We start from the raw sequence: 18,785 nt of genomic DNA on the forward strand, positions 1-18,785 counted from the left end.
AAATAGTAATTTCGGGCTTCAAATCCGGTTCCCTTCCGAAGCTTGTTTGCTTCCGAAGAAAGAACCACACAACTCAAGGATATGAAAACCCGCAATTTTCCTACTGCCCAGACCATACTTTTGATCATCGCCGCTTTTGTGGCCGTACTCACCTGGATCATCCCGGCAGGAACCTATGATACCCTAACCTATAATGCAGAAGAAAACACCTTTTTACGAAAGGGTAACGAGGGAATTTCACGTTTGGCTGCGAACCAGGAAACCCTGGAAAGTCTGAATGTACAGATCCCTTTGGAAAAATTCACTTCCGGAGATATTTATAAGCCCATAAGTATTCCCGGCACGTATGATCGGGTTGAAGCAAACCCGCAGGGCTTCTATGAATTTGTAAAAGCACCCGTAAAAGGTATTATTGAGGCCGGAGATATTATCTTTCTGGTTCTCTTCATTGGTGGGCTAATCGGGATCATGAACCTCACAGGTGCCTTTGATGCCGGTATCGCCTGGCTTGCAAAGGCCTTAAAGGGCCGTGAGTACATTTTGATCATCCTTACCACTACTTTGGTAGCTCTTGGAGGTACTACTTTTGGTCTCGCAGAAGAAACGCTGGCCTTCTACCCTATTCTCATTCCGGTGTTCATTGCCGCGAAATATGATGCCATAGTAGGTTTAGCCTGTATTTACCTGGGATCGGCCGTGGGTACCATGTGCTCTACCACCAATCCGTTTTCTACCATCATCGCTTCAGATGCCGCCGGGATCAACTGGACTACGGGTCTTGAAGGACGTATTCTTATGTTGGTTATTTGTGTTATCATCAGCATTATTTATATCCTGTACTATGCCAACCGCATTAAAAAAGATCCTTCCCGTTCTCTTATTTATGACCAAAGAGAGGAGATGAATGATCTCTTCGGAAGGCATCCGGAAACAGGAAACCTTAAACTGAATACCCGCCTTAGAATAATCCTGCTGGTCTTTACCGCTGCATTCATCATCATGATCATCGGGGTTTCAAAACTTGACTGGTGGTTCACCGAAATGACCGCGGTTTTCCTGGTTGCCGCTATCCTGATTGGCTTCATCGCTAAACTTAGTGAACAGAAGTTCGTGGAAGCCTTCACAAAAGGAGCCGGAGACCTTTTAGGCGTAGCCTTCATTATTGGAATTGCACGCGGGGTGTACATTTTAATGAACGACGGATTGATCAGCGATACGGTTCTTTACAACGCCAGCGCCATAACCGAAGGTATGAACGAGGGAGTATTTGTCAATTCCCTTTTCCTGATCTTTAACGGACTTAGCTTTTTTATTCCATCCTCTTCAGGAATGGCAGTACTTACCATGCCCATCATGTCGCCCCTGGCCGATACTGTCGGGATCGGGAGAGAACTGATCGTAAATGCCTACCAATTCGGAATGGGCCTTTTCAGCATTATTAACCCAACCGGATTAGTACTGGCATCTCTTGGAATCGTAAAGATCGGGTATAACAAGTGGCTGAAATTCATATGGCCCCTGGTAATAATCTTATTGGTAGTCACGATGATCATGCTGACGGTCACTACCCTTTAGGTCAACCTTTCAAGACGAAGGTGATAAGAAGAAAGAATTTTGTCATTTTTGAAAAATTCTTTCGTCTTTAATTAAAATCAGGATAATGACACCGAAGTTTTATTTTAATCTTCTTTTTATTTCAATTTTTATAACCTCAACAAATGTTCACGGCCAGTCTGGTTTACCATTTGAAAAGATCCAACCGGCTGAAAAAAACTTTTCCGCTTCAAAATTAGACTCCCTGGGACAATTTCTTGAGCAGGCAGGATCTTCGGCGTTAGTAATCCTGGCTGATGGAAATCAAGTGTATAGTTGGGGAGAACCGGACCAGAAATTACTGGTTCACTCGATAAGAAAAGCTCTTTTAAATTCCCTTTACGGAATATATGTCTCAAACGGAACGATTGACACAACCATGACTTTGGCTGAACTGGGAATAGATGATACTGAACCTTCATTGACTCCGGAAGAGAAAAAGGCAACAATTGCCGACCTCCTAAAGTCAAGATCGGGGGTGTATCATCATGCGGCAGCGGTAGCAGAAGGTATGCTGCGGGGAATGCCTGAACGGGGAAGCCATGCTCCAAATGAAGTATATTATTACAACAACTGGGACTTTAATACCCTTGGACATATTCTGGAAAAACTTACGGGAAAAAGCCTTTTCGACCTCTTTGATCAGCATATTGCAAAACCATTAAATATGGATTACGGAAATAAATATATTACAGTTACCGATGTTTCTGAAAAATGGGAGATCCCTGATGTGGATGGTTTTTATCAATATGAATCTGATAAATCTAAATATCCTGCTTACCACTTCAGGTTAACCGGAAACGACCTTGCAAAATACGGTCAACTCTATCTTAATAATGGATCTTGGAATGGGCAACAGATCATTCCGGCGCAATGGATCGAAAGATCCACCAAACCACACTCCGTTACTAACGAACAATATGGAATAGGTTACGGAATGTTGTGGAACGTATTATTCCCAACAGAAAATCGGTCCTCAAAATCATTTTTCCATACAGGGGTAGGAATCCATATGCTGGGGATTTATCCGACTGCAGGGATGGTTTTGGTTCACCGTGTGAACACTGAAGAGGATCATCATTTCAACAAGGGAGAATTTTACCAAATGATCTCAAAAGTCTGGGCTTCAAAAACAGAATAAAAAAGCTGTAAAGATCGAATTGGACCTTTACAGCTCAATAAATTACTTCAGTTATTTAGTTGTTGCGATCTGCAGCAACCTCATCTGTATCCTTTCGGTACTTCAACATGGAGATTCCGGAAATGAAGAAAATGAACCCTAAAATAGCCAGAGCCCAAGGGCTGAACATTACCGCCACACTTCCGAAGATTCCTAAAACCCCCATTACAAGTGCAATTGCACCGCCAATTAACATGATAAATGCTAAGATCTTAATCATAACTTTAAATATTGGTTAAAGAATAAAATTAGACAATCCTCAAAAAACACCATATCAATTAACATTTTAGCAACAAAATTCCTAAATTTTTTCTTTTAAAAATATGAACTTTAGACTCTCTTCAACGGGAATTCCAACTCTCAATTATGTGAAATTATTAGAAAAGAAAATTAGGCTGAACAACCTCTAAGTAGGAATTTCTTTTTGAATTTTTGCCCGGCGAAAAAATGAAGCCCTTTGGAAACCATAAAAAACAAAGCGTTTTTACTGATAACCAGTAATTTATATCAAATTTTATTTTAACATTTTCTTACAAACATCATGTAGGATTAATCCGTAGGTTTATAATATCATAATTGAAAAGATTCCCCTGAGAGCATAATCTAACTACCCCTTTTAAAGATTGTACACGTAAATTCTCTTGGGGGTTCTTTACTGAAAGTAAATTTGAACCTGACTCAATATATGTTATGACCCTTAACCCTGTCCTCCCCGTAGACAGGGTTTTTTTATTCCAGATCATTATCAAAAGCTATCAGTAATCCATGAAAAATCTACTATACTCATTTTTTTTAGTTTGTATAGTGGCCTGCAATAATTCAGGGAAAAAGCCATCTACACCAATGGAAAGATCGAATTATGAAAAAGCATGTATTGAAAGGGTTCTTGCTCTTGATGACAGCCTTGGAACTGTTCGCAATGAAGCTCCGAAAGAAATTTCAATAAGTGAGAGTATCAAACAATATACTGGAGCCCTGAAAGGTCTTAATTTTGAGGGTTGTCCTCCAAAATTTGCTAACGCTTTCAAAGACCACCGGCAGGCATGGGAAGAAATATTGATTGTGACCGACAAGTATCCTAAAATGCGGGGAGAACTTCACGAAGTTTTTGACAGCATATCGGTTAGCAAAGATTCGGTTGAATTCAAAACCAGATTAGATAAGATCTGGGCCACTTGGGAGATGGTAGACGATCAATCCAAACCATAACAGTTCTATCCCTGCAATTAGGTTTCCAACATCAACTTTTCGGTAAATATTTCTCAGGCTTTTTTAGTAAATTTATAGAAGCATTTTTGCATTTCCCCTTTTTCATAAAATAATCCCCCACCAAATAATTTCAATTTATTTAAATCGGGTATTATGATAACCACAAACATCTATCTTCTATTTAACGGCAATTGCCGTGAAGCTTTTGACTTTTACAAATCTGCTTTCGGCGGGGATTTTAATTACATGGGCACCTTCGCTGAGATGCCACCTCAGGAAGGAGTTCCGCAGATGCCTGACAGTGAAAAAGACAAGATCATGCACGTGCACCTGCAAATAAGCCGGGAAACCGCTCTTTTGGGCAGTGACACTTCCCAAGTAATGGGAGAACAGGTAAAAATAGGTAATAACTTTTCAATATCTGTCAGTACCGAAAGTAACCTGGAAGCTGACGAGCTCTTTGAAAAACTTTCTGAAGGAGGAAAAGTAACCATGCCCCTGGACAAAACATTTTGGAGTTCTTACTACGGAAGTCTTACCGATAAGTTTGGTGTAAACTGGATGATCAATGTTGATAAGGGCGAGAACGTATGAAGCTTTCACTTTGAGAAATGTATTGAAGAAACTAAAAGTAAGGGCTAACTTCTTGAAGAGGGAATTAAGAGCTCTTCATATTGCCTTGTCTGAAGATCTCGCACCCTGGTATGCTAAACTTCTAATATTGATCACCCTGGGCTATGCGCTGAGCCCCATAGATCTCATTCCTGATTTTATACCTGTACTCGGGATCCTGGACGACCTGATCATTCTTCCGGTTCTTATTTATCTTTCTATAAAAATGATTCCCGATGACATCCTGGAATATTGCCGAAGGGAAGCAGAAATCCGCCCATGGAACAGGAAAAAGAACTGGATCGCCGGCGGAATAGTACTACTTATCTGGGCGCTTATCGTGGTTTGGATCGTTTACCAGTTCTTTCCTTCGGTTTTACAATAAAAATGAAAGGCTGTCAAAAATTGCATTTTTGACAGCCTTTCCAAACATAGAACCACTAATTAATTCTTTACTTCGTCTTTGATCGCTGTAATAGTTTCTGAATTATCAACTCCCAAACCCTCCTGTTGATGCACCAGCACACCTTCTTCATCAAATACGCTGATGATATTGGAGTGTGAAAAATCGATCGGGGAAATTTGTTTGTAGCTCACTGCCAGGACAGCGGCAAATTCCCGGGTATCTTCTTCTGTTCCCCGAAGGAACATCCATTGGTCATCTTCCATCTTGTTTTCAACAGAGAACTTCTTGAGTCTATCCGGAGTGTCAGTTTCCGGGTCAATACTTACCATGATGAATTTTACTTTGTCGAGATCCTCTTCCGGTACCTGTTTTTCAATATTCCGCATATCGGCTATCAACCTCGGGCAGGCCGCTTTACAGGAGGTGTAGATCATTACCATGACCAGCACGTTTCCTCGCAGGTCTTCCAGCTCAATATCCTCATTATCCTGTGTGGTCCAGGTGGAAGGCAGGTTATAAATTGAAAGCTCAGGCACTTCTTTATTGAGGTCTATGTTGACAGATTCTGCGAGTTGTTTTTCCTCGTTTTTCTCCGCTTTTTCAGAATTATTACAGGAACTCAACAGCATTACAATTCCAAGTAGATAGACTAAGTATTTCATCATTTTAAATTTAAAGAGCATTTTCATTATCCTCCACACATCTAAAGCCAAGGTTTTTGATCGAGTAATTGGCTTTCATGCTTCCGCGGAAGGCATACCGCATAAAGGCGGCATAGTTCATAAGATCTGTAGCGCCCACGGCAGCTGCACCACAAAAAAGATTGTTTTCCCCGGTCTTGTCACTTCGGGATTCCCCCGAGATCAAAACCGAATTGAAATCAATCGTCCACTCCCAAACAAGTCCGTGCAGGTCATAGACACCCCAGTAATTTTTGAAGGTTTCCCCTATCCGGTTCTTAAAAGTCTTTGGGGTTTCATACCAGCCTAAAATGAACTTATTATAAGATTCTTTTTCCCTTGCGTCAGGACTGGTTTCATCGGCCATGGCCACATATTCCCATTCATCAACTGTTGGCAAACGCTTACCCTGGCATTCGCAGTAATTCTTGGCGGCATACCAGGAAACATTAGTGACCGGTGAATCGGGGAACATTCCCTCGCCAAGGGTCTCATCATTCTTCCATCCTTTCAGGTAATTCTCATCGGCAAAAAGTTTTTTCACCTTTGATCTTTTCCACTCCGGACGTTCTTTTACAAATTCAAGGAATTCAGCGTTGGTGACCGGATACACATCCATTTTAAAATTCCCGACAGGGATCTCGGTCTTGGTTCCGTAAAGGGGAACGAACTCCCCTCCTTTTATTTTCACCATTGAATCAGATTGGCAATAAGCCTGGCTCTGCATCAATACCGCGAAACATACTACCAATCTGATTACAGCTTTCATAATTCCTTTTCTTTACAGTTACTTATTTTCTTGATTTTACCATCTCTGTGGTCACCTCGGTCTTGTTGTTGCCCCAGTTGTTATACACATAGGTCAACACGTTCGCGATATCTTCATCAGAGATATTTTGTTTTGGCATAGCGCTGTTATACACATCACCGTTCACTTTTACCTCTCCGGAAAGTCCGTATTTAACAGCATCTATAGCTCTGTGAACATCTGCATTCAGGTAATCTGAGTTTGCAAGAGGAGGGAAAGCATTAGGGATACCCGCTCCGGTAGCCTGGTGGCAGGCAAGGCAATTCTGAGTATAAACGGTTTTTCCTCTTTCCATTTTTTCAGATAATGAACCTTCAACTGCAACAGTTTCATTTGACTCTTCAGCCACTTCTTCAGAAGCAGTTTCTTCACCCGGCTGGTATACTTTTTCTTCGGTTTTTCCGCCGAAAACCTCTTTGTTTTCTGGTCCTTCCACATTAAGGATTCCAATGGCACCTTTATTAAATGCTCTAAAGATGGAGTGGTCAACCAGGATCAATTCACCCGGAACTTCTACTTTGAACTCCACCATGGCAGAACCACCGGCAGGAATAAGCGTAGTTTGAACATTTTCATTCACCATGGTTCCCCCTTCTACATAAACTTTGTCAAAGATCTCTCCTATCACGTGGAAGGAAGAAACCAGGTTAGGTCCACCGTTACCTACGAATAATCTCACAGTTTCACCAACTTCGGCCGTGATCGCGTTCTCTCCTGTAAGTGCACCTACACTTCCGTTGAAAACAACATAATCTGCATCTTCGTCAACAGCTTTGTTCATATCAAAGGCCTGTAACCCTCTTTCACCATGCTCACCTTCAGTATAGAAGTCACCCTGCATGATATAGTATTCTTTGTCAACAGGAGGTAATCCACCTTCCGGCTCAACCAGGATAAGTCCGTACATCCCGTTCGCCACGTGCATCCCTACAGGTGCGGTGGCACAGTGGTACACATATAATCCCGGGTTGATGGTCTTGAAGTTGAAAACCACTTCATGACCAGGTGCTACGAAAGAGGATTTCGCTCCTCCTCCAGGACCGGTCACGGCATGAAGGTCAATATTGTGCGGGAGTTTACTGTCAGGGTGGTTCTTTAAGTGGAATTCGATCTCGTCACCAACGCGGGTACGAATGAAACTTCCGGGAACGGTTCCGTCAAAGGTCCAGTATACGTAGCTTACACCGTCGCTCATTTCCATTTCCTTTTCAATAACTTCCATATTCACTACCAGTTTTGTGGCAGCTCTTTTTCCAACAGGACGGGGAACCAAAGGCGGAGCTGTTAATTCAGCTTCACTTTCCCCATACACTTTCATAAGTTCTGGTTTCTCTTTAGCTGCTTCAACCTGCTCGCAGGAAGTAAAACCTCCGGCAAGTAATGCAGCGCCAAACATTAAATAGACGAATTTCATTGTTGTTTTTTTATAGTTTTTCATGATCAGATGTTATTTGTAATTCTATTTCAGACACAAATGTCCTATTTAAGGATTTCCCAGAATATGAGCGTAATCATATATGCCTGAATTTTTTACAAATTTTCTTTTTAGGAAGAAACCTGATCCCGGTCATATTTCAGACAGAAGCATCCCATTAGATTTGCCACCAAATTAAATAGGTATGAGCGTCATCTATTTACTACTTACGGTAAGTATTACCGTAGCGGTATTCTTTTTTATTGTTTTCATTCTGGCTGTTAGAAAGGGCCAGTTTGATGACGACTACACCCCGTCTGTTCGTATCCTGTTTGATGATGAGCTTGTAAAAGAAAAATCAAACAAATCCACTAAACATTAACAAAGACAATTAAGTATGGAATTGCAGCAGTTCTATTACGACAACAAGATCGTAAAAAACTTTCTCTACGCTACCCTGTTTTGGGGCGTCATAGGGATGTCAGTCGGGCTATTACTGGCCTTCTTATTTCTTTTCCCCAACCTTACCGATGGAATTTCCTGGTTGAGTTTTGGACGTCTTCGTCCTTTACACACCAACGCGGTAATTTTTGCCTTTGTAGGTAATGCTATTTTTGCGGGAGTTTACTATTCTACTCAAAGGTTGCTGAAAGCGAGGATGTACAGCGACATTCTGAGTAAGATCAACTTTTGGGGATGGCAGCTTATCATTGTGGGAGCAGCGATCACTTTACCTCTTGGGTATACAAGCTCCAAAGAGTACGCTGAACTTGAATGGCCATTTGACATCGCAATCGCGGTTGTTTGGGTTGTTTTTGGATGGAACCTTATTGCCACCATCTTTAAAAGAAGACAACGTCACCTGTATGTTGCGATCTGGTTCTATATAGCCACTTTCGTGACCGTAGCAGTGTTACATATCTTCAACAGTTTGGCTATTCCTGTAGGATTGTTCAAAAGTTACTCGGTTTACGCCGGAGTTCAGGATGCATTGGTACAGTGGTGGTATGGCCACAACGCGGTAGCATTCTTCCTTACTACTCCGTTCCTGGGTCTTATGTATTACTTCATTCCGAAGGCAGCGAACAGACCTGTTTACTCTTATAAATTATCTATCATTCACTTCTGGTCCCTCATTTTCATATACATCTGGGCAGGACCACACCACTTATTATATTCAGCTTTACCAGACTGGGCGCAAAACCTTGGGGTTGCCTTTTCCGTAATGCTGTTAATGCCTTCATGGGGAGGTATGATCAACGGATTACTTACTCTTCGCGGAGCGTGGGATAAAGTTAAAACAGACCCTGTTCTTAAGTTCATGGTTGTAGCCATTACAGGTTACGGGATGGCGACTTTTGAAGGGCCTATGTTATCTCTTAAAAACGTGAACGCGATCGCTCACTTCAGTGACTGGGTTATCGCCCACGTACACGTTGGAGCACTTGCATGGAACGGATTCCTGACCTTTGGTATGGTTTACTGGTTGGTTCCAAGAATGTTCAAAACAAAACTGTTCTCTGTTAAGCTTGCCAACGCGCACTTCTGGACAGGTACTCTAGGGATCATTCTTTACGCTTTACCAATGTATGTTGCAGGTTTCGTTCAGGCTTCCATGTGGAAACAGTTCAATCCTGACGGAACTCTTGTTTACGGAAACTTCCTTGAAACAGTGACCGAGATCATGCCGATGTACTGGTTCAGAGCAATTGGAGGTAGCATGTATATCTTCGGAATGTTCATCCTGTTGTATAACATCTACAAGACTATCAAGACCGGCTCTGAAGTTACAGACGAACTAGCCGAAGCGGCACCTCTTCAGAAGATCAGCAAACGCAGACTTGCAGGAGAAGGATTCCACACCTGGTTGGAGCGCAAGCCGGTTCAATTGACCATTCTCGCTACTATCGCCATCCTTATTGGAGGGATCATCCAGATCGTACCAACTATCCTGGTAAAATCGAATATTCCAACTATTACAAGTGTGAAGCCTTATACTCCGCTTGAGCTGGAAGGACGCGATATCTACATTAGAGAAAGCTGTGTTTCCTGTCATTCCCAAATGATCCGTCCTTTCCGAAGCGAAGTGGAACGTTACGGGGAATACTCTAAGGCCGGAGAATATGTGTATGACCACCCATTCCTTTGGGGAAGTAAACGTACCGGACCCGATCTTATGAGAATTGGTGGAAAATATTCAGATAACTGGCATTTCAACCACATGTATGACCCTCAAAGTACTTCTTCAGGATCCATCATGCCCGGTTATAAATGGCTGATCACCAATGAACATGACCGTTCAAATATTGAAGCCAAAATGGAAGCCATGGTTACCCTTGGAGTTCCTTATACCGAAGCGGAAATCGCCAATGCCGAAGCTCTTATGGACGAACAGGCTTCTCAGATACAAAAGAACCTGTACAGCGACCCAGATTTCGTAGCATCTTATGAGGCAGATAAAAAGTATGCCGAAGAGAACGGACTTGAGTTCGTGGAAATGAAAGATCGTGAGATCGTAGCCCTCATCGCTTACATTCAGCGCCTGGGAACAGATATCAAGATCAAGGAACCAGAAACTTCAACAACCTCTAATTAATTCATCATGTTTAAATTCATAAAAGGACATATGGAGACCATCGGCGGTGTAGAGATCTACCCGATCCTTTCCCTGCTTATCTTCTTCGTGTTTTTCGTACTGCTTTTCTGGTGGGTGTTCACTGCCAAAAAAGACTATATCCAAAATATGGAACAAATTCCTCTTGAACCTGAAAACGACCAAGTAATATGAGACATGTAATCCCAGCCTGGATAAGAATCGCTGCTCTGCTTTTAATCATATGGGGCGGAACGGAATTCTTAATAGATTCAGGAGATAAATTAGCCATTATTGAATACCCAATGCTGCAATTAGCGCTAGCAATAGTGCTGTTATTCCTTATCTCTGCGGAATTGATCATCGCGGCCTTTGAAAATATACTTTTCAAATCCCTTTCTGATGAAGCCAAGGAAAGATACATGGAGGCTCATGAAAAGAGAATGCAGAAATATGACCTAAAGAGGCTTTACAGAAAGCTGGCAGGAACCCGTCCTCTTTCCGAAGAAGGAGAACTGGAACTTGATCACAACTATGACGGCATTAAAGAGCTTGACAACAAGCTTCCGCCATGGTGGTTGTACTCTTTCTATGCTTCCATCATCTTCGCTGCCGGATACATGTTCTATTATCACATTTTAGACGGTGCCAGCCAGGAAATGGAATTCGAGCAGGAAATGGCCGAAGCCAGGTTAGAGGTAGAAGAATATAAAAAGAACGCACCAGACCTTGTTGACGCGGAAACTGTTGTACTCCTTACAGATGCCGCAGAACTGGAGCAGGGAGCACAGATCTACCAAACCAACTGTATGGCTTGTCACGCTGCCGACGGGGGTGGTGGAATTGGACCTAACCTTACCGATGAATACTGGATCCTGGGTGGCGGAATCAAGAATGTATTCCATACCGTAAGTGAAGGTGGACGTTCAGGAAAAGGAATGGTAGCCTGGAAAAGCACTTTAAAACCGAGTGAAATTCAACAGGTATCAAGTTATGTGTTGAGTTTGCAGGGTACAACTCCAGCAAACCCAAAGGAAGCCGAAGGTGACCTTTGGACACAAGAATAATTTAAGAATAAAGAAAGCCATCGCCCCGTGAGCAAGGAAGAAGTAAATTATAGAGACCGCATCGTTACGATGAATGACGAAGGTAAACGTGCCTGGGTTTACCCTAAAAAACCCAGCGGCACCTTCTATAAATACCGTACCTGGTTTACGTGGTTCCTACTGGCTTTTCTAATACTTTCGCCCTTCATTCACGTGAACGGCAACCAGTTTATGATGTTCAATGTGCTGCAACGGGAATTCTATATTTTCGGATTCCCGTTCTGGCCACAGGACTTCTACCTTGGGGTGACCGCGATGATCATTGGGGTGTTGTTCATTACCTTGTTTACAGCAGCCTTCGGAAGGATCTTCTGCGGCTGGATCTGTCCCCAGACCATTTTCATGGAAATGGTTTTCAGAAAGATCGAATATTGGATAGAAGGAGATCGCGGCGCGCAAATAAGACTGGACAAGCAGGAATGGAATTCAGAAAAGATCCGGAAAAAAGGATTTAAATGGTTCCTTTTCTTTCTCATCTCATTTGGGATCGCCAACGTCTTTTTGGCTTACCTGGTAGGTAGCGAAAGATTACTGCAGTACATCACCCAGGGACCTCTTGAAAACCTGAGTACCTTCATTGCCCTGTTAATTTTCACAGGGGTGTTCTACTTCATTTTTTCATGGTTCAGGGAACAGGTATGTACAATAGCTTGTCCATACGGAAGGTTACAAAGTGTGCTGCTGGATAAGAAATCGGTGGTAGTGGCTTATAACCACAAACGCGGGGAACGGGAGCAAGGAAGATCGAAATTCAAAAAGAACGAGAACAGGGCAGCAATTGGAAAAGGAGATTGTATCGACTGTTTCCAATGTGTGAACGTATGTCCTACAGGAATTGATATCAGGAACGGTACGCAGCTGGAATGCATCAACTGCACGGCCTGTATCGATGCCTGTGACGCCATGATGGAAAAGGTGGACCTCCCAAAAGGTTTGATAGGATATTATTCCGAAGAGAACATTGAAAAAGAGGAAAAATTCACCTTTAACCCAAGAATGAAAGGTTTCGCTGCCATCCTGTTCGTGCTGATGGGAATACTCTCAGGAATGTTGTTTTTGAGAAGTGATGTGGAAGCCACCATTTTAAGATTACCCGGGCAGTTGTATGAGACCAAGGCAGATAACATGATCAGTAATGTGTACACGTTCAAATTGATCAATAAGACCACCGGGAAATTCGAAAATGTGCATTTTGAACTGCTTTCCCATGACGGAAAAATAGAATCGGTCACTCATGAGAACCTGGTAGTGCCTGAGAAAGGCCTTGCAGAAGGCACCTTGTTCATCGAGATCAATAAGGCCCTGCTCGACAATGAAAAAAGCAGTCTCGAGATAGGGATCTATAGCGGAGATAAATTAATAGAAACCACCAGTACCAACTTTTTGGGGCCAAGGAGTTTCAGATAGAACGAATGTAAGAGCTTGAAAAATGATATTAAAGGAAATTCTTTCAGAAATAGAAACGACCGATAAAGCTGTGGTGAAGAAATTGCAAAACGGCAAAGAGCAGCAGGTCCTCGCAATAGGGCTTCAGAAAAATGCCATTTTAAAAGAACACAAGACCGATATTCCCGCAAAGCTATATGTGCTAACCGGAGAAGTGGTTTACAGAGCAGGCGGTACCGAGAGTATCGTAAAACAATTTGAAGAACAGGAGATAAACATGGGTGACTTACATTCTGTAAAAGCCCATGAGAACAGTTTATTCCTGGTAATTAAAGGTTAACTATAAATACTGTAAAAGATGAAAATTAACTGGGGGACAGGATTAGTGATAGCGATCATATCGTTTGTAGGCTTCATCATGTATTTTGTAGTAACAATGAGTATTGACAAGTCTTATAGCCATGATCTGGTAACAGAAGAGTATTATAAGACAGAACTCACTTTCCAGAAACAGCTGGATAAGGAGATGAACTCACAAAAATTGAAGGAAAACATTCAGGTTGAAAAGACCATCGAGGGATTGGTGATCACTTTTCCCGAAGCCCTGGATCCTTCAAAAATTAAAGGCACAATGTTCCTATACAGGCCGTCGAACAAGCGGCTGGATAATGAACTTCCTCTTTCATTATCCTCTAATCAATTGCTCGTACCTGATAGTAGCTTGGTAGGCGGCCGTTGGAACATTATCATTGACTGGTCATATGAGGCCGAATCTTATTTCTATAAAAAGGAAATAACCTATTAATGCTGGTTACGGCTCTCATATTAGGCCTATTGGGAAGCTTCCACTGTGTGGGCATGTGCGGTCCTATCGCATTCATGCTGCCCGTGAGCAGGGAAAATTCCTTTAAAAAGTTCCTGCAGATCTTCCTGTACCACCTTGGCCGGCTCACTGCCTATGGTTTAATAGGCCTGGCGTTCGGGCTGTTGGGAAAGAGTCTTTATCTCTTCGGAATACAACAGCAATTATCGATCGCCGCCGGGATCTTAATGATCGCGGTGATCGTTATTCCTGCAGAAACATTCGCGAAATACAATTTTTCAAGACCTATGTACCGAATTATAGGAAAGATCAAATCTTCTTTAGGCGCTGCTCTGAAAAAGAAAACGCCCGATACTTTTCTTACCATAGGTTTTCTGAACGGCTTCCTGCCTTGCGGCCTGGTCTATATGGCTGTCTTTGGCGCCATAGCTTCAGGAGCATTGATCGAATCTGGTTTATACATGGTGTTTTTCGGTTTGGGAACCATTCCTTTAATGACCACGGCGGTATACTTCAGCAGTATGCTTAACGGTGTAGTTAAAAGAAAGATCTCCAAATTCATTCCGGTTTTTGTGGTATTAATAGGAATGCTCTTTATCATACGTGGATTGGGGCTTGATATTCCTTACCTCTCTCCTGCTCCGGTTACCGAAATGGTAGGTGCCTCTGCATCTTGTCATTAAATTATCCGGCACTTCCCTGAAAGCTCCATTTTTTTGGACCGAAATATCCTCTTTCAAGTACTTTTTTCTAAAAACTATCCTAAAGAAGTTTCCTGATTTTTAATAAAAATGACCAATTCGGTATTTTAGTACTCTTGAAAACATGAGCATAGTCATTATTTTCAGCGAATATGCAGCAGATATTTTCTCCAAACCCTTTGATTATAAGGCTTCAGGAAATATGTGAAAGAAATCTTAAAATAAATTTAATCCTCCCTAAAATTTTAATGGAAACCTGACGGCGGTCATAATTAAACCTGTGATTATGCCCCAAATTTGTATCAAATAAAAAACAGTAATCATGAACACAACAAAGAACTTTTGGATTGCACTTGGAAGCTTTCTCGTTATGATCTTTTCAGCTAATGTAACAATGGCTCAATCATACACAGTGAACTCTAAGGCTTCTGATTTAAAGGTAGAGGGAACTTCAAACATACATGACTGGGAAATTACAGCAAAAGATCTACAGGGTACTTTGAAGGTAGAAATGGAAGACGGGCAATTAGTAAAGATCAATTCACTTGATTTTGCGGTAGTTGCTGAGAGTCTTGAGAGTGGTAAGGGAGGTATGGATAAAAATACCTATAAAGCACTTGACACTAAAAAACACAAGATGATCACCTATAAGTTAGAAAAGGTAAACAACCTGGATTGCACCTCAAAATCTGACTGTAAGATCACTACCAGCGGTTATCTTACTATCGCAGGCACTAAAAAACCTGTAGACATGGTATTCGATGCTAAAGTAAGTGATGGTAAGATCGTCCTTAGCGGTAGCAAAAAACTTAACATGACTCACTTTAAAGTAGATCCTCCAACAGCAATGTTCGGAACTATCACAACCGGTGATGAAGTTACTATCAAATTCAAAACGGCTTTTTCAAAATAAATAACAATCATTACAAATTCACACAAGAACCTAAAATTTTAAACTATCAACTTTTTTTAAACTAAACAAAATGAAAAACTTAATTAAATATTCCGGGATAGCGCTTTTGATGGCCATGGGCTTACAAGTTCAGGCACAAGAGGTAGAAACAACCGAAGAGGAAAGAACTCAAACTATATGGGAAAGAGACCTTCCTAACTTTAGAGCTCCAGACCAAAGAGGAGTAAATGAATTCGAACCAACTAAAGACATTGATACTGAATTCAACGGATTACAAGTGAGAATAGGTGGAGCATCTACTCTTCAGTTCCAAGCTTTAAGCCAGGAGAGTGAAGGACCTATCGAATTAGAGGAATTAGGAAGCAACTTCAACCTTGCAACTGCTAACCTTGACCTTGACGTTCTTTTAGCAAAAGGTTTAAGAATGCACTTGAGAACGTACCTTTCTTCTCAGCACCACCACGAATCTTATGTAAAAGGTGGGTACTTCCAAATTGACAACCTTGATTTCATCAGCGAAGGTTTAGCTGCAGGTCTTATGGATCACGTAAGAATCAAGATCGGTCACATGGAAAACAACTATGGTGACGGTCATTTCAGAAGAACTGACAACGCGATGGCACTTCACAACCCATTTGTTGGTAACTACGTGATGGATGCTTTCACTACAGAAGTTGGTGCTGAAGTGTATATGTTCAACGGACCATGGTTAGGTATGGTTGGATTCACAAACGGTAAATTGAACCAAAACGTATCTGGTAAAGATTCTACAAGCCCATCTTGGTTAGTAAAATTAGGATATGACGACCAGATCTCTGAAAACTTCAGATTTAGATTAACTGGATCTGTATTACATGCTCCACACAACTACGGAAGAGGTGTTTACCTTTACAGCGGTGACCGTGCAGGATCTCGTTACTACCAGGTTCTTAGCGACATTGAAGGTAATGGAGACGGATTCAGAGGTGGTATGATGGTTCCAGATGTGAACAACGACATGACTGCTTTCCAGATCAACCCATTCATCAAAGTAGGTGGACTTGAGTTCTTCGGAATCATTGAGAACGTAACTGGAAGAAAGAAAGGTGAGACTGAAACAAGATCTTACAGCCAGTACTCTGGTGAGCTTCTTTACAGATTTGGAGCTGATGAAGACTTCTACTTAGGAGGTCGTTACAACACTGCAGGTGGAGAAGACAGAGCTGGAAATGACATCGACATCAACAGATTCCAACTAGGAGCTGGATGGTTCATGACTAAAAACGTTCTTGCAAAACTTGAATACGTAAACCAAACTTATGATGGTTACCCAACAGGAGATATCCACCATGAAGGAAGCTTCGACGGTCTTATGCTAGAGGCAGCTATCAGCTTCTAAGAAATTAAAAAGATTCGTTTGAACTTAGCCCGAGAAATGGGGGAATTGACAAGATTCCCCCATTTTTTTATTAAATTGAAAGAGTTATGAAAAAGTTATTGCTAGTTGTTATGTTACTGTTCACTGGTGCATTCACCAATGCACAGAACGGTTTTCATCAAAAAAAGGTTACGGTGCTGCCTTCAAGTCAGCTCGCTATCAACGGCGACACCAATATCAATAAATTCCAATGTGATTTTGATACCGCCTTTCTAAAGGAGGCGCAACAAGTCTACTATTCAAGGAAAGATTCTATCATGGATTTCACAGGTGCGATCCTGGTTTTGAACACCCGGGGTTTTGACTGCGGAAACAAAGGAATCAACCAGGACTTTCACGACCTCATAAAATCTGATAAATATCCAGAGATCCATCTCGAGATCAGCAAGGTAAAACTTCGCACCAAAACGTTTGGAGTGGCTACCATCTGCATTACCATGGCAGGGAAACAGAAATTCTATGAGGTACCCATCAATATTAAAGATGGGGAGATCGCACAGTTCCAGGGAGAACTTGAGTTAAACATCAAGGACTTTAAACTGGAGCCACCAAAAAAATTATTCGGGATAATTGTGGTGAAGGATGAAATTGAGATTAGTTTTGATCTAAAGGTGAAAAAATAAGAAGATGAATATAGTTACAGCTGCTGAAGCAGTATCGCATGTAAAATCAGGTGACAGAGTATTTTTCCAGGGAGCAGCAATGACCCCAAAAGTATTGATCGAAGCTTTGACAGATCGATACCGGGAAATTTCAGATGTGGAACTTTTCCAGATACATACAGAAGGTAATGCTCGTTACACAGAAGATCCATACAGGGCTTCCTTTAGAACAAACAGCTGTTTCGCTTCAGGCAATGTGCGCGATACCGTAAACTCAAGCTATGGAGCCTATATCCCTATTTTTTTAAGTGAGATCCACCTTCTTTTCAGAAAGAATATCCTCCCGCTGGATGTGGCATTTATTCAAGTGTCTCCTCCAGATAAGCACGGGTATTGTTCTTTAGGAGTTTCAGTGGATATTACCTTGCCGGCCATACAAACGGCAAAAAAAGTGATCGCCCAGATCAACCCTCAGGTTCCCAGAACTCATGGTGACGGAATCATCCATGTTAGCAAGATACATGCTGCTACAGAGGTTGATACTCCCATTCACTCCCATGATCCCGTTGAACCCAGTGAAATTGAGCAGCAAATAGGTAAACATGTAGCCGAACTCATTGAGGACGGCGCAACCCTGCAAATGGGAATTGGAGGTATCCCTAACGTGGTGCTTTCAAACCTCATGAACCACAAAAGACTGGGAATTCATACAGAAATGTTTTCTGACGGAGTTCTGCCTTTGATCGAAAAAGGCATTATCACCGGGGAAGAAAAAGAGATCAAGACCGGAAAGATCGTAACCTGTTTCGCCCTTGGATCTCAAAAATTATATGATTTCATTGACGATAACCCATTAATACACTTCAAAGAAGCCGGCTACACCAATGATACGGCCATCATTCGCCAAAACCCTAAAGTGACGGCCATCAACAGCGCCATCGAGATCGACCTTACCGGCCAGGTGTGTGCAGATACTATAGGAAATTATCAATATTCGGGAGTAGGCGGTCAAATGGATTTTATCCGCGGAGCCTCACTTTCTGAAGGCGGGAAAGCGATCATCGCTATGCCTTCCATCACTACCAAAGGTGTTTCTAAGATCGTCCCCTATCTCAAGGACGGTGCAGGAGTAACGACCACCCGGGCTCATGTGCATTACATCGCCACTGAATATGGCGTGGTAAATCTCTACGGAAAGAATCTGAAGCAAAGAGCCAAAGCCCTTATTTCTATCGCGCATCCCAATCACAGAGAACAGCTCGAAAAAGAAGCGTTTTCAAGACTGAATAAAACAAGATAGCAGAACCTTTCACGAGCTATTAACGAAACCTCAACTTAGTTT

The 18,785-nt window shown here is 42.0% G+C and carries 21 protein-coding genes; 17 read left to right on the forward strand and 4 right to left on the reverse strand.

Going from position 1 to position 18,785, the window contains the following annotated elements:
* Positions 1 to 81: 81 nt before the first annotated feature.
* Together ACFQ1G_RS07865 and ACFQ1G_RS07870 are read left to right on the forward strand one after the other, a co-directional pair.
* A complete protein-coding gene (locus ACFQ1G_RS07865) occupies positions 82 to 1,575 on the forward strand; it encodes a YfcC family protein (protein ID WP_380738266.1) in 1,494 nt (497 codons plus the stop codon).
* 85 nt (positions 1,576 to 1,660) lie between these two features.
* Positions 1,661 to 2,734: a serine hydrolase domain-containing protein gene (locus ACFQ1G_RS07870; RefSeq protein WP_380738268.1), complete on the forward strand. Its 1,074-nt coding sequence runs from the start codon at positions 1,661 to 1,663 to the stop codon at positions 2,732 to 2,734.
* 55 nt (positions 2,735 to 2,789) lie between these two features.
* Here the strand turns inward: ACFQ1G_RS07870 and ACFQ1G_RS07875 are convergent, their stop codons facing one another.
* A complete protein-coding gene (locus ACFQ1G_RS07875) occupies positions 2,790 to 2,993 on the reverse strand; it encodes a hypothetical protein (RefSeq protein WP_380738270.1) in 204 nt (67 codons plus the stop codon).
* A gap of 623 nt (positions 2,994 to 3,616) precedes the next feature.
* On the opposite strand from ACFQ1G_RS07875, the gene ACFQ1G_RS07880 reads away from it, so the two are divergent.
* The 3 genes from ACFQ1G_RS07880 to ACFQ1G_RS07890 all read left to right on the forward strand — a co-directional run bounded on the left by ACFQ1G_RS07880 (position 3,617) and on the right by ACFQ1G_RS07890 (position 4,979).
* Positions 3,617 to 3,982 carry a hypothetical protein gene (locus ACFQ1G_RS07880; RefSeq protein ID WP_380738272.1) on the forward strand — a complete coding sequence of 122 codons (366 nt, stop codon included), beginning with the start codon at positions 3,617 to 3,619 and terminating at the stop codon, positions 3,980 to 3,982.
* 153 nt (positions 3,983 to 4,135) lie between these two features.
* The gene (locus tag ACFQ1G_RS07885; protein WP_380738274.1) at positions 4,136 to 4,576 is read left to right on the forward strand and encodes a VOC family protein; all 441 of its coding nucleotides are present in this window, start codon (positions 4,136 to 4,138) and stop codon (positions 4,574 to 4,576) included.
* Between the two features lie 52 nt (positions 4,577 to 4,628).
* Complete coding sequence (locus tag ACFQ1G_RS07890) at positions 4,629 to 4,979, forward strand: YkvA family protein (RefSeq protein WP_380738276.1); 351 nt, start codon at positions 4,629 to 4,631, stop codon at positions 4,977 to 4,979.
* A gap of 59 nt (positions 4,980 to 5,038) precedes the next feature.
* On the opposite strand, the gene ACFQ1G_RS07895 is transcribed toward ACFQ1G_RS07890, so the two are convergent.
* Genes ACFQ1G_RS07895 through nirK form a run of 3 tightly spaced genes read right to left on the reverse strand, consistent with a single transcriptional unit; the run spans position 5,039 to position 7,902 of the window.
* Positions 5,039 to 5,665, reverse strand: a complete 627-nt coding sequence (locus ACFQ1G_RS07895; RefSeq protein ID WP_380738278.1) for an SCO family protein — start codon at positions 5,663 to 5,665, stop codon at positions 5,039 to 5,041.
* Positions 5,666 to 5,672: 7 nt separating this feature from the next.
* Entirely contained in the window at positions 5,673 to 6,449 is a 777-nt protein-coding gene (locus ACFQ1G_RS07900) for a formylglycine-generating enzyme family protein (RefSeq protein WP_380738280.1), read from the reverse strand.
* 22 nt (positions 6,450 to 6,471) lie between these two features.
* Entirely contained in the window at positions 6,472 to 7,902 is a 1,431-nt protein-coding gene (gene nirK / locus ACFQ1G_RS07905) for a copper-containing nitrite reductase (protein ID WP_380738282.1), read from the reverse strand.
* Positions 7,903 to 8,107: 205 nt separating this feature from the next.
* Here nirK and ccoS point away from each other — a divergent pair, with 205 nt between their 5' ends.
* The 12 genes from ccoS (at position 8,108) to ACFQ1G_RS07965 (ending at position 18,743) form a co-directional block, all read left to right on the forward strand.
* Positions 8,108 to 8,284: a cbb3-type cytochrome oxidase assembly protein CcoS gene (gene ccoS / locus ACFQ1G_RS07910; protein ID WP_380738284.1), complete on the forward strand. Its 177-nt coding sequence runs from the start codon at positions 8,108 to 8,110 to the stop codon at positions 8,282 to 8,284.
* A 15-nt stretch (positions 8,285 to 8,299) separates the two neighbouring features.
* Positions 8,300 to 10,498: a cytochrome-c oxidase, cbb3-type subunit I gene (ccoN, locus tag ACFQ1G_RS07915; protein WP_380738286.1), complete on the forward strand. Its 2,199-nt coding sequence runs from the start codon at positions 8,300 to 8,302 to the stop codon at positions 10,496 to 10,498.
* A gap of 6 nt (positions 10,499 to 10,504) precedes the next feature.
* Positions 10,505 to 10,690 (forward strand): CcoQ/FixQ family Cbb3-type cytochrome c oxidase assembly chaperone, encoded by a 186-nt coding sequence (locus tag ACFQ1G_RS07920; RefSeq protein WP_380738287.1) that lies wholly within the window; start codon positions 10,505 to 10,507, stop codon positions 10,688 to 10,690.
* Positions 10,687 to 11,562 carry a cbb3-type cytochrome c oxidase N-terminal domain-containing protein gene (locus tag ACFQ1G_RS07925; protein WP_380738289.1) on the forward strand — a complete coding sequence of 292 codons (876 nt, stop codon included), beginning with the start codon at positions 10,687 to 10,689 and terminating at the stop codon, positions 11,560 to 11,562. The genes ACFQ1G_RS07920 and ACFQ1G_RS07925 overlap by 4 nt, the downstream gene beginning before the upstream one ends.
* A gap of 69 nt (positions 11,563 to 11,631) precedes the next feature.
* A complete protein-coding gene (ccoG, locus tag ACFQ1G_RS07930) occupies positions 11,632 to 13,008 on the forward strand; it encodes a cytochrome c oxidase accessory protein CcoG (RefSeq protein WP_380738486.1) in 1,377 nt (458 codons plus the stop codon).
* A gap of 22 nt (positions 13,009 to 13,030) precedes the next feature.
* A complete protein-coding gene (locus ACFQ1G_RS07935; RefSeq protein ID WP_380738291.1) occupies positions 13,031 to 13,327 on the forward strand; it encodes a hypothetical protein in 297 nt (98 codons plus the stop codon).
* Between the two features lie 18 nt (positions 13,328 to 13,345).
* On the forward strand, positions 13,346 to 13,792 hold the full coding sequence (locus tag ACFQ1G_RS07940) for a FixH family protein (RefSeq protein ID WP_380738293.1): 447 nt from the start codon (positions 13,346 to 13,348) through the stop codon (positions 13,790 to 13,792).
* Entirely contained in the window at positions 13,792 to 14,493 is a 702-nt protein-coding gene (locus ACFQ1G_RS07945; protein ID WP_380738295.1) for a sulfite exporter TauE/SafE family protein, read from the forward strand. The genes ACFQ1G_RS07940 and ACFQ1G_RS07945 overlap by 1 nt, the downstream gene beginning before the upstream one ends.
* Before the next feature lie 340 nt (positions 14,494 to 14,833).
* Complete coding sequence (locus ACFQ1G_RS07950; RefSeq protein WP_380738297.1) at positions 14,834 to 15,424, forward strand: YceI family protein; 591 nt, start codon at positions 14,834 to 14,836, stop codon at positions 15,422 to 15,424.
* A 70-nt stretch (positions 15,425 to 15,494) separates the two neighbouring features.
* The gene (locus ACFQ1G_RS07955) at positions 15,495 to 16,802 is read left to right on the forward strand and encodes a hypothetical protein (RefSeq protein ID WP_380738299.1); all 1,308 of its coding nucleotides are present in this window, start codon (positions 15,495 to 15,497) and stop codon (positions 16,800 to 16,802) included.
* An 86-nt stretch (positions 16,803 to 16,888) separates the two neighbouring features.
* Entirely contained in the window at positions 16,889 to 17,464 is a 576-nt protein-coding gene (locus ACFQ1G_RS07960) for a YceI family protein (protein ID WP_380738301.1), read from the forward strand.
* 4 nt (positions 17,465 to 17,468) lie between these two features.
* On the forward strand, positions 17,469 to 18,743 hold the full coding sequence (locus ACFQ1G_RS07965) for an acetyl-CoA hydrolase/transferase family protein (protein WP_380738303.1): 1,275 nt from the start codon (positions 17,469 to 17,471) through the stop codon (positions 18,741 to 18,743).
* Positions 18,744 to 18,785 lie beyond the last annotated feature (42 nt).

Origin of the sequence: Salinimicrobium gaetbulicola, assembly GCF_042676025.1 — a bacterium.
Classification (GTDB): domain Bacteria; phylum Bacteroidota; class Bacteroidia; order Flavobacteriales; family Flavobacteriaceae; genus Salinimicrobium; species Salinimicrobium gaetbulicola.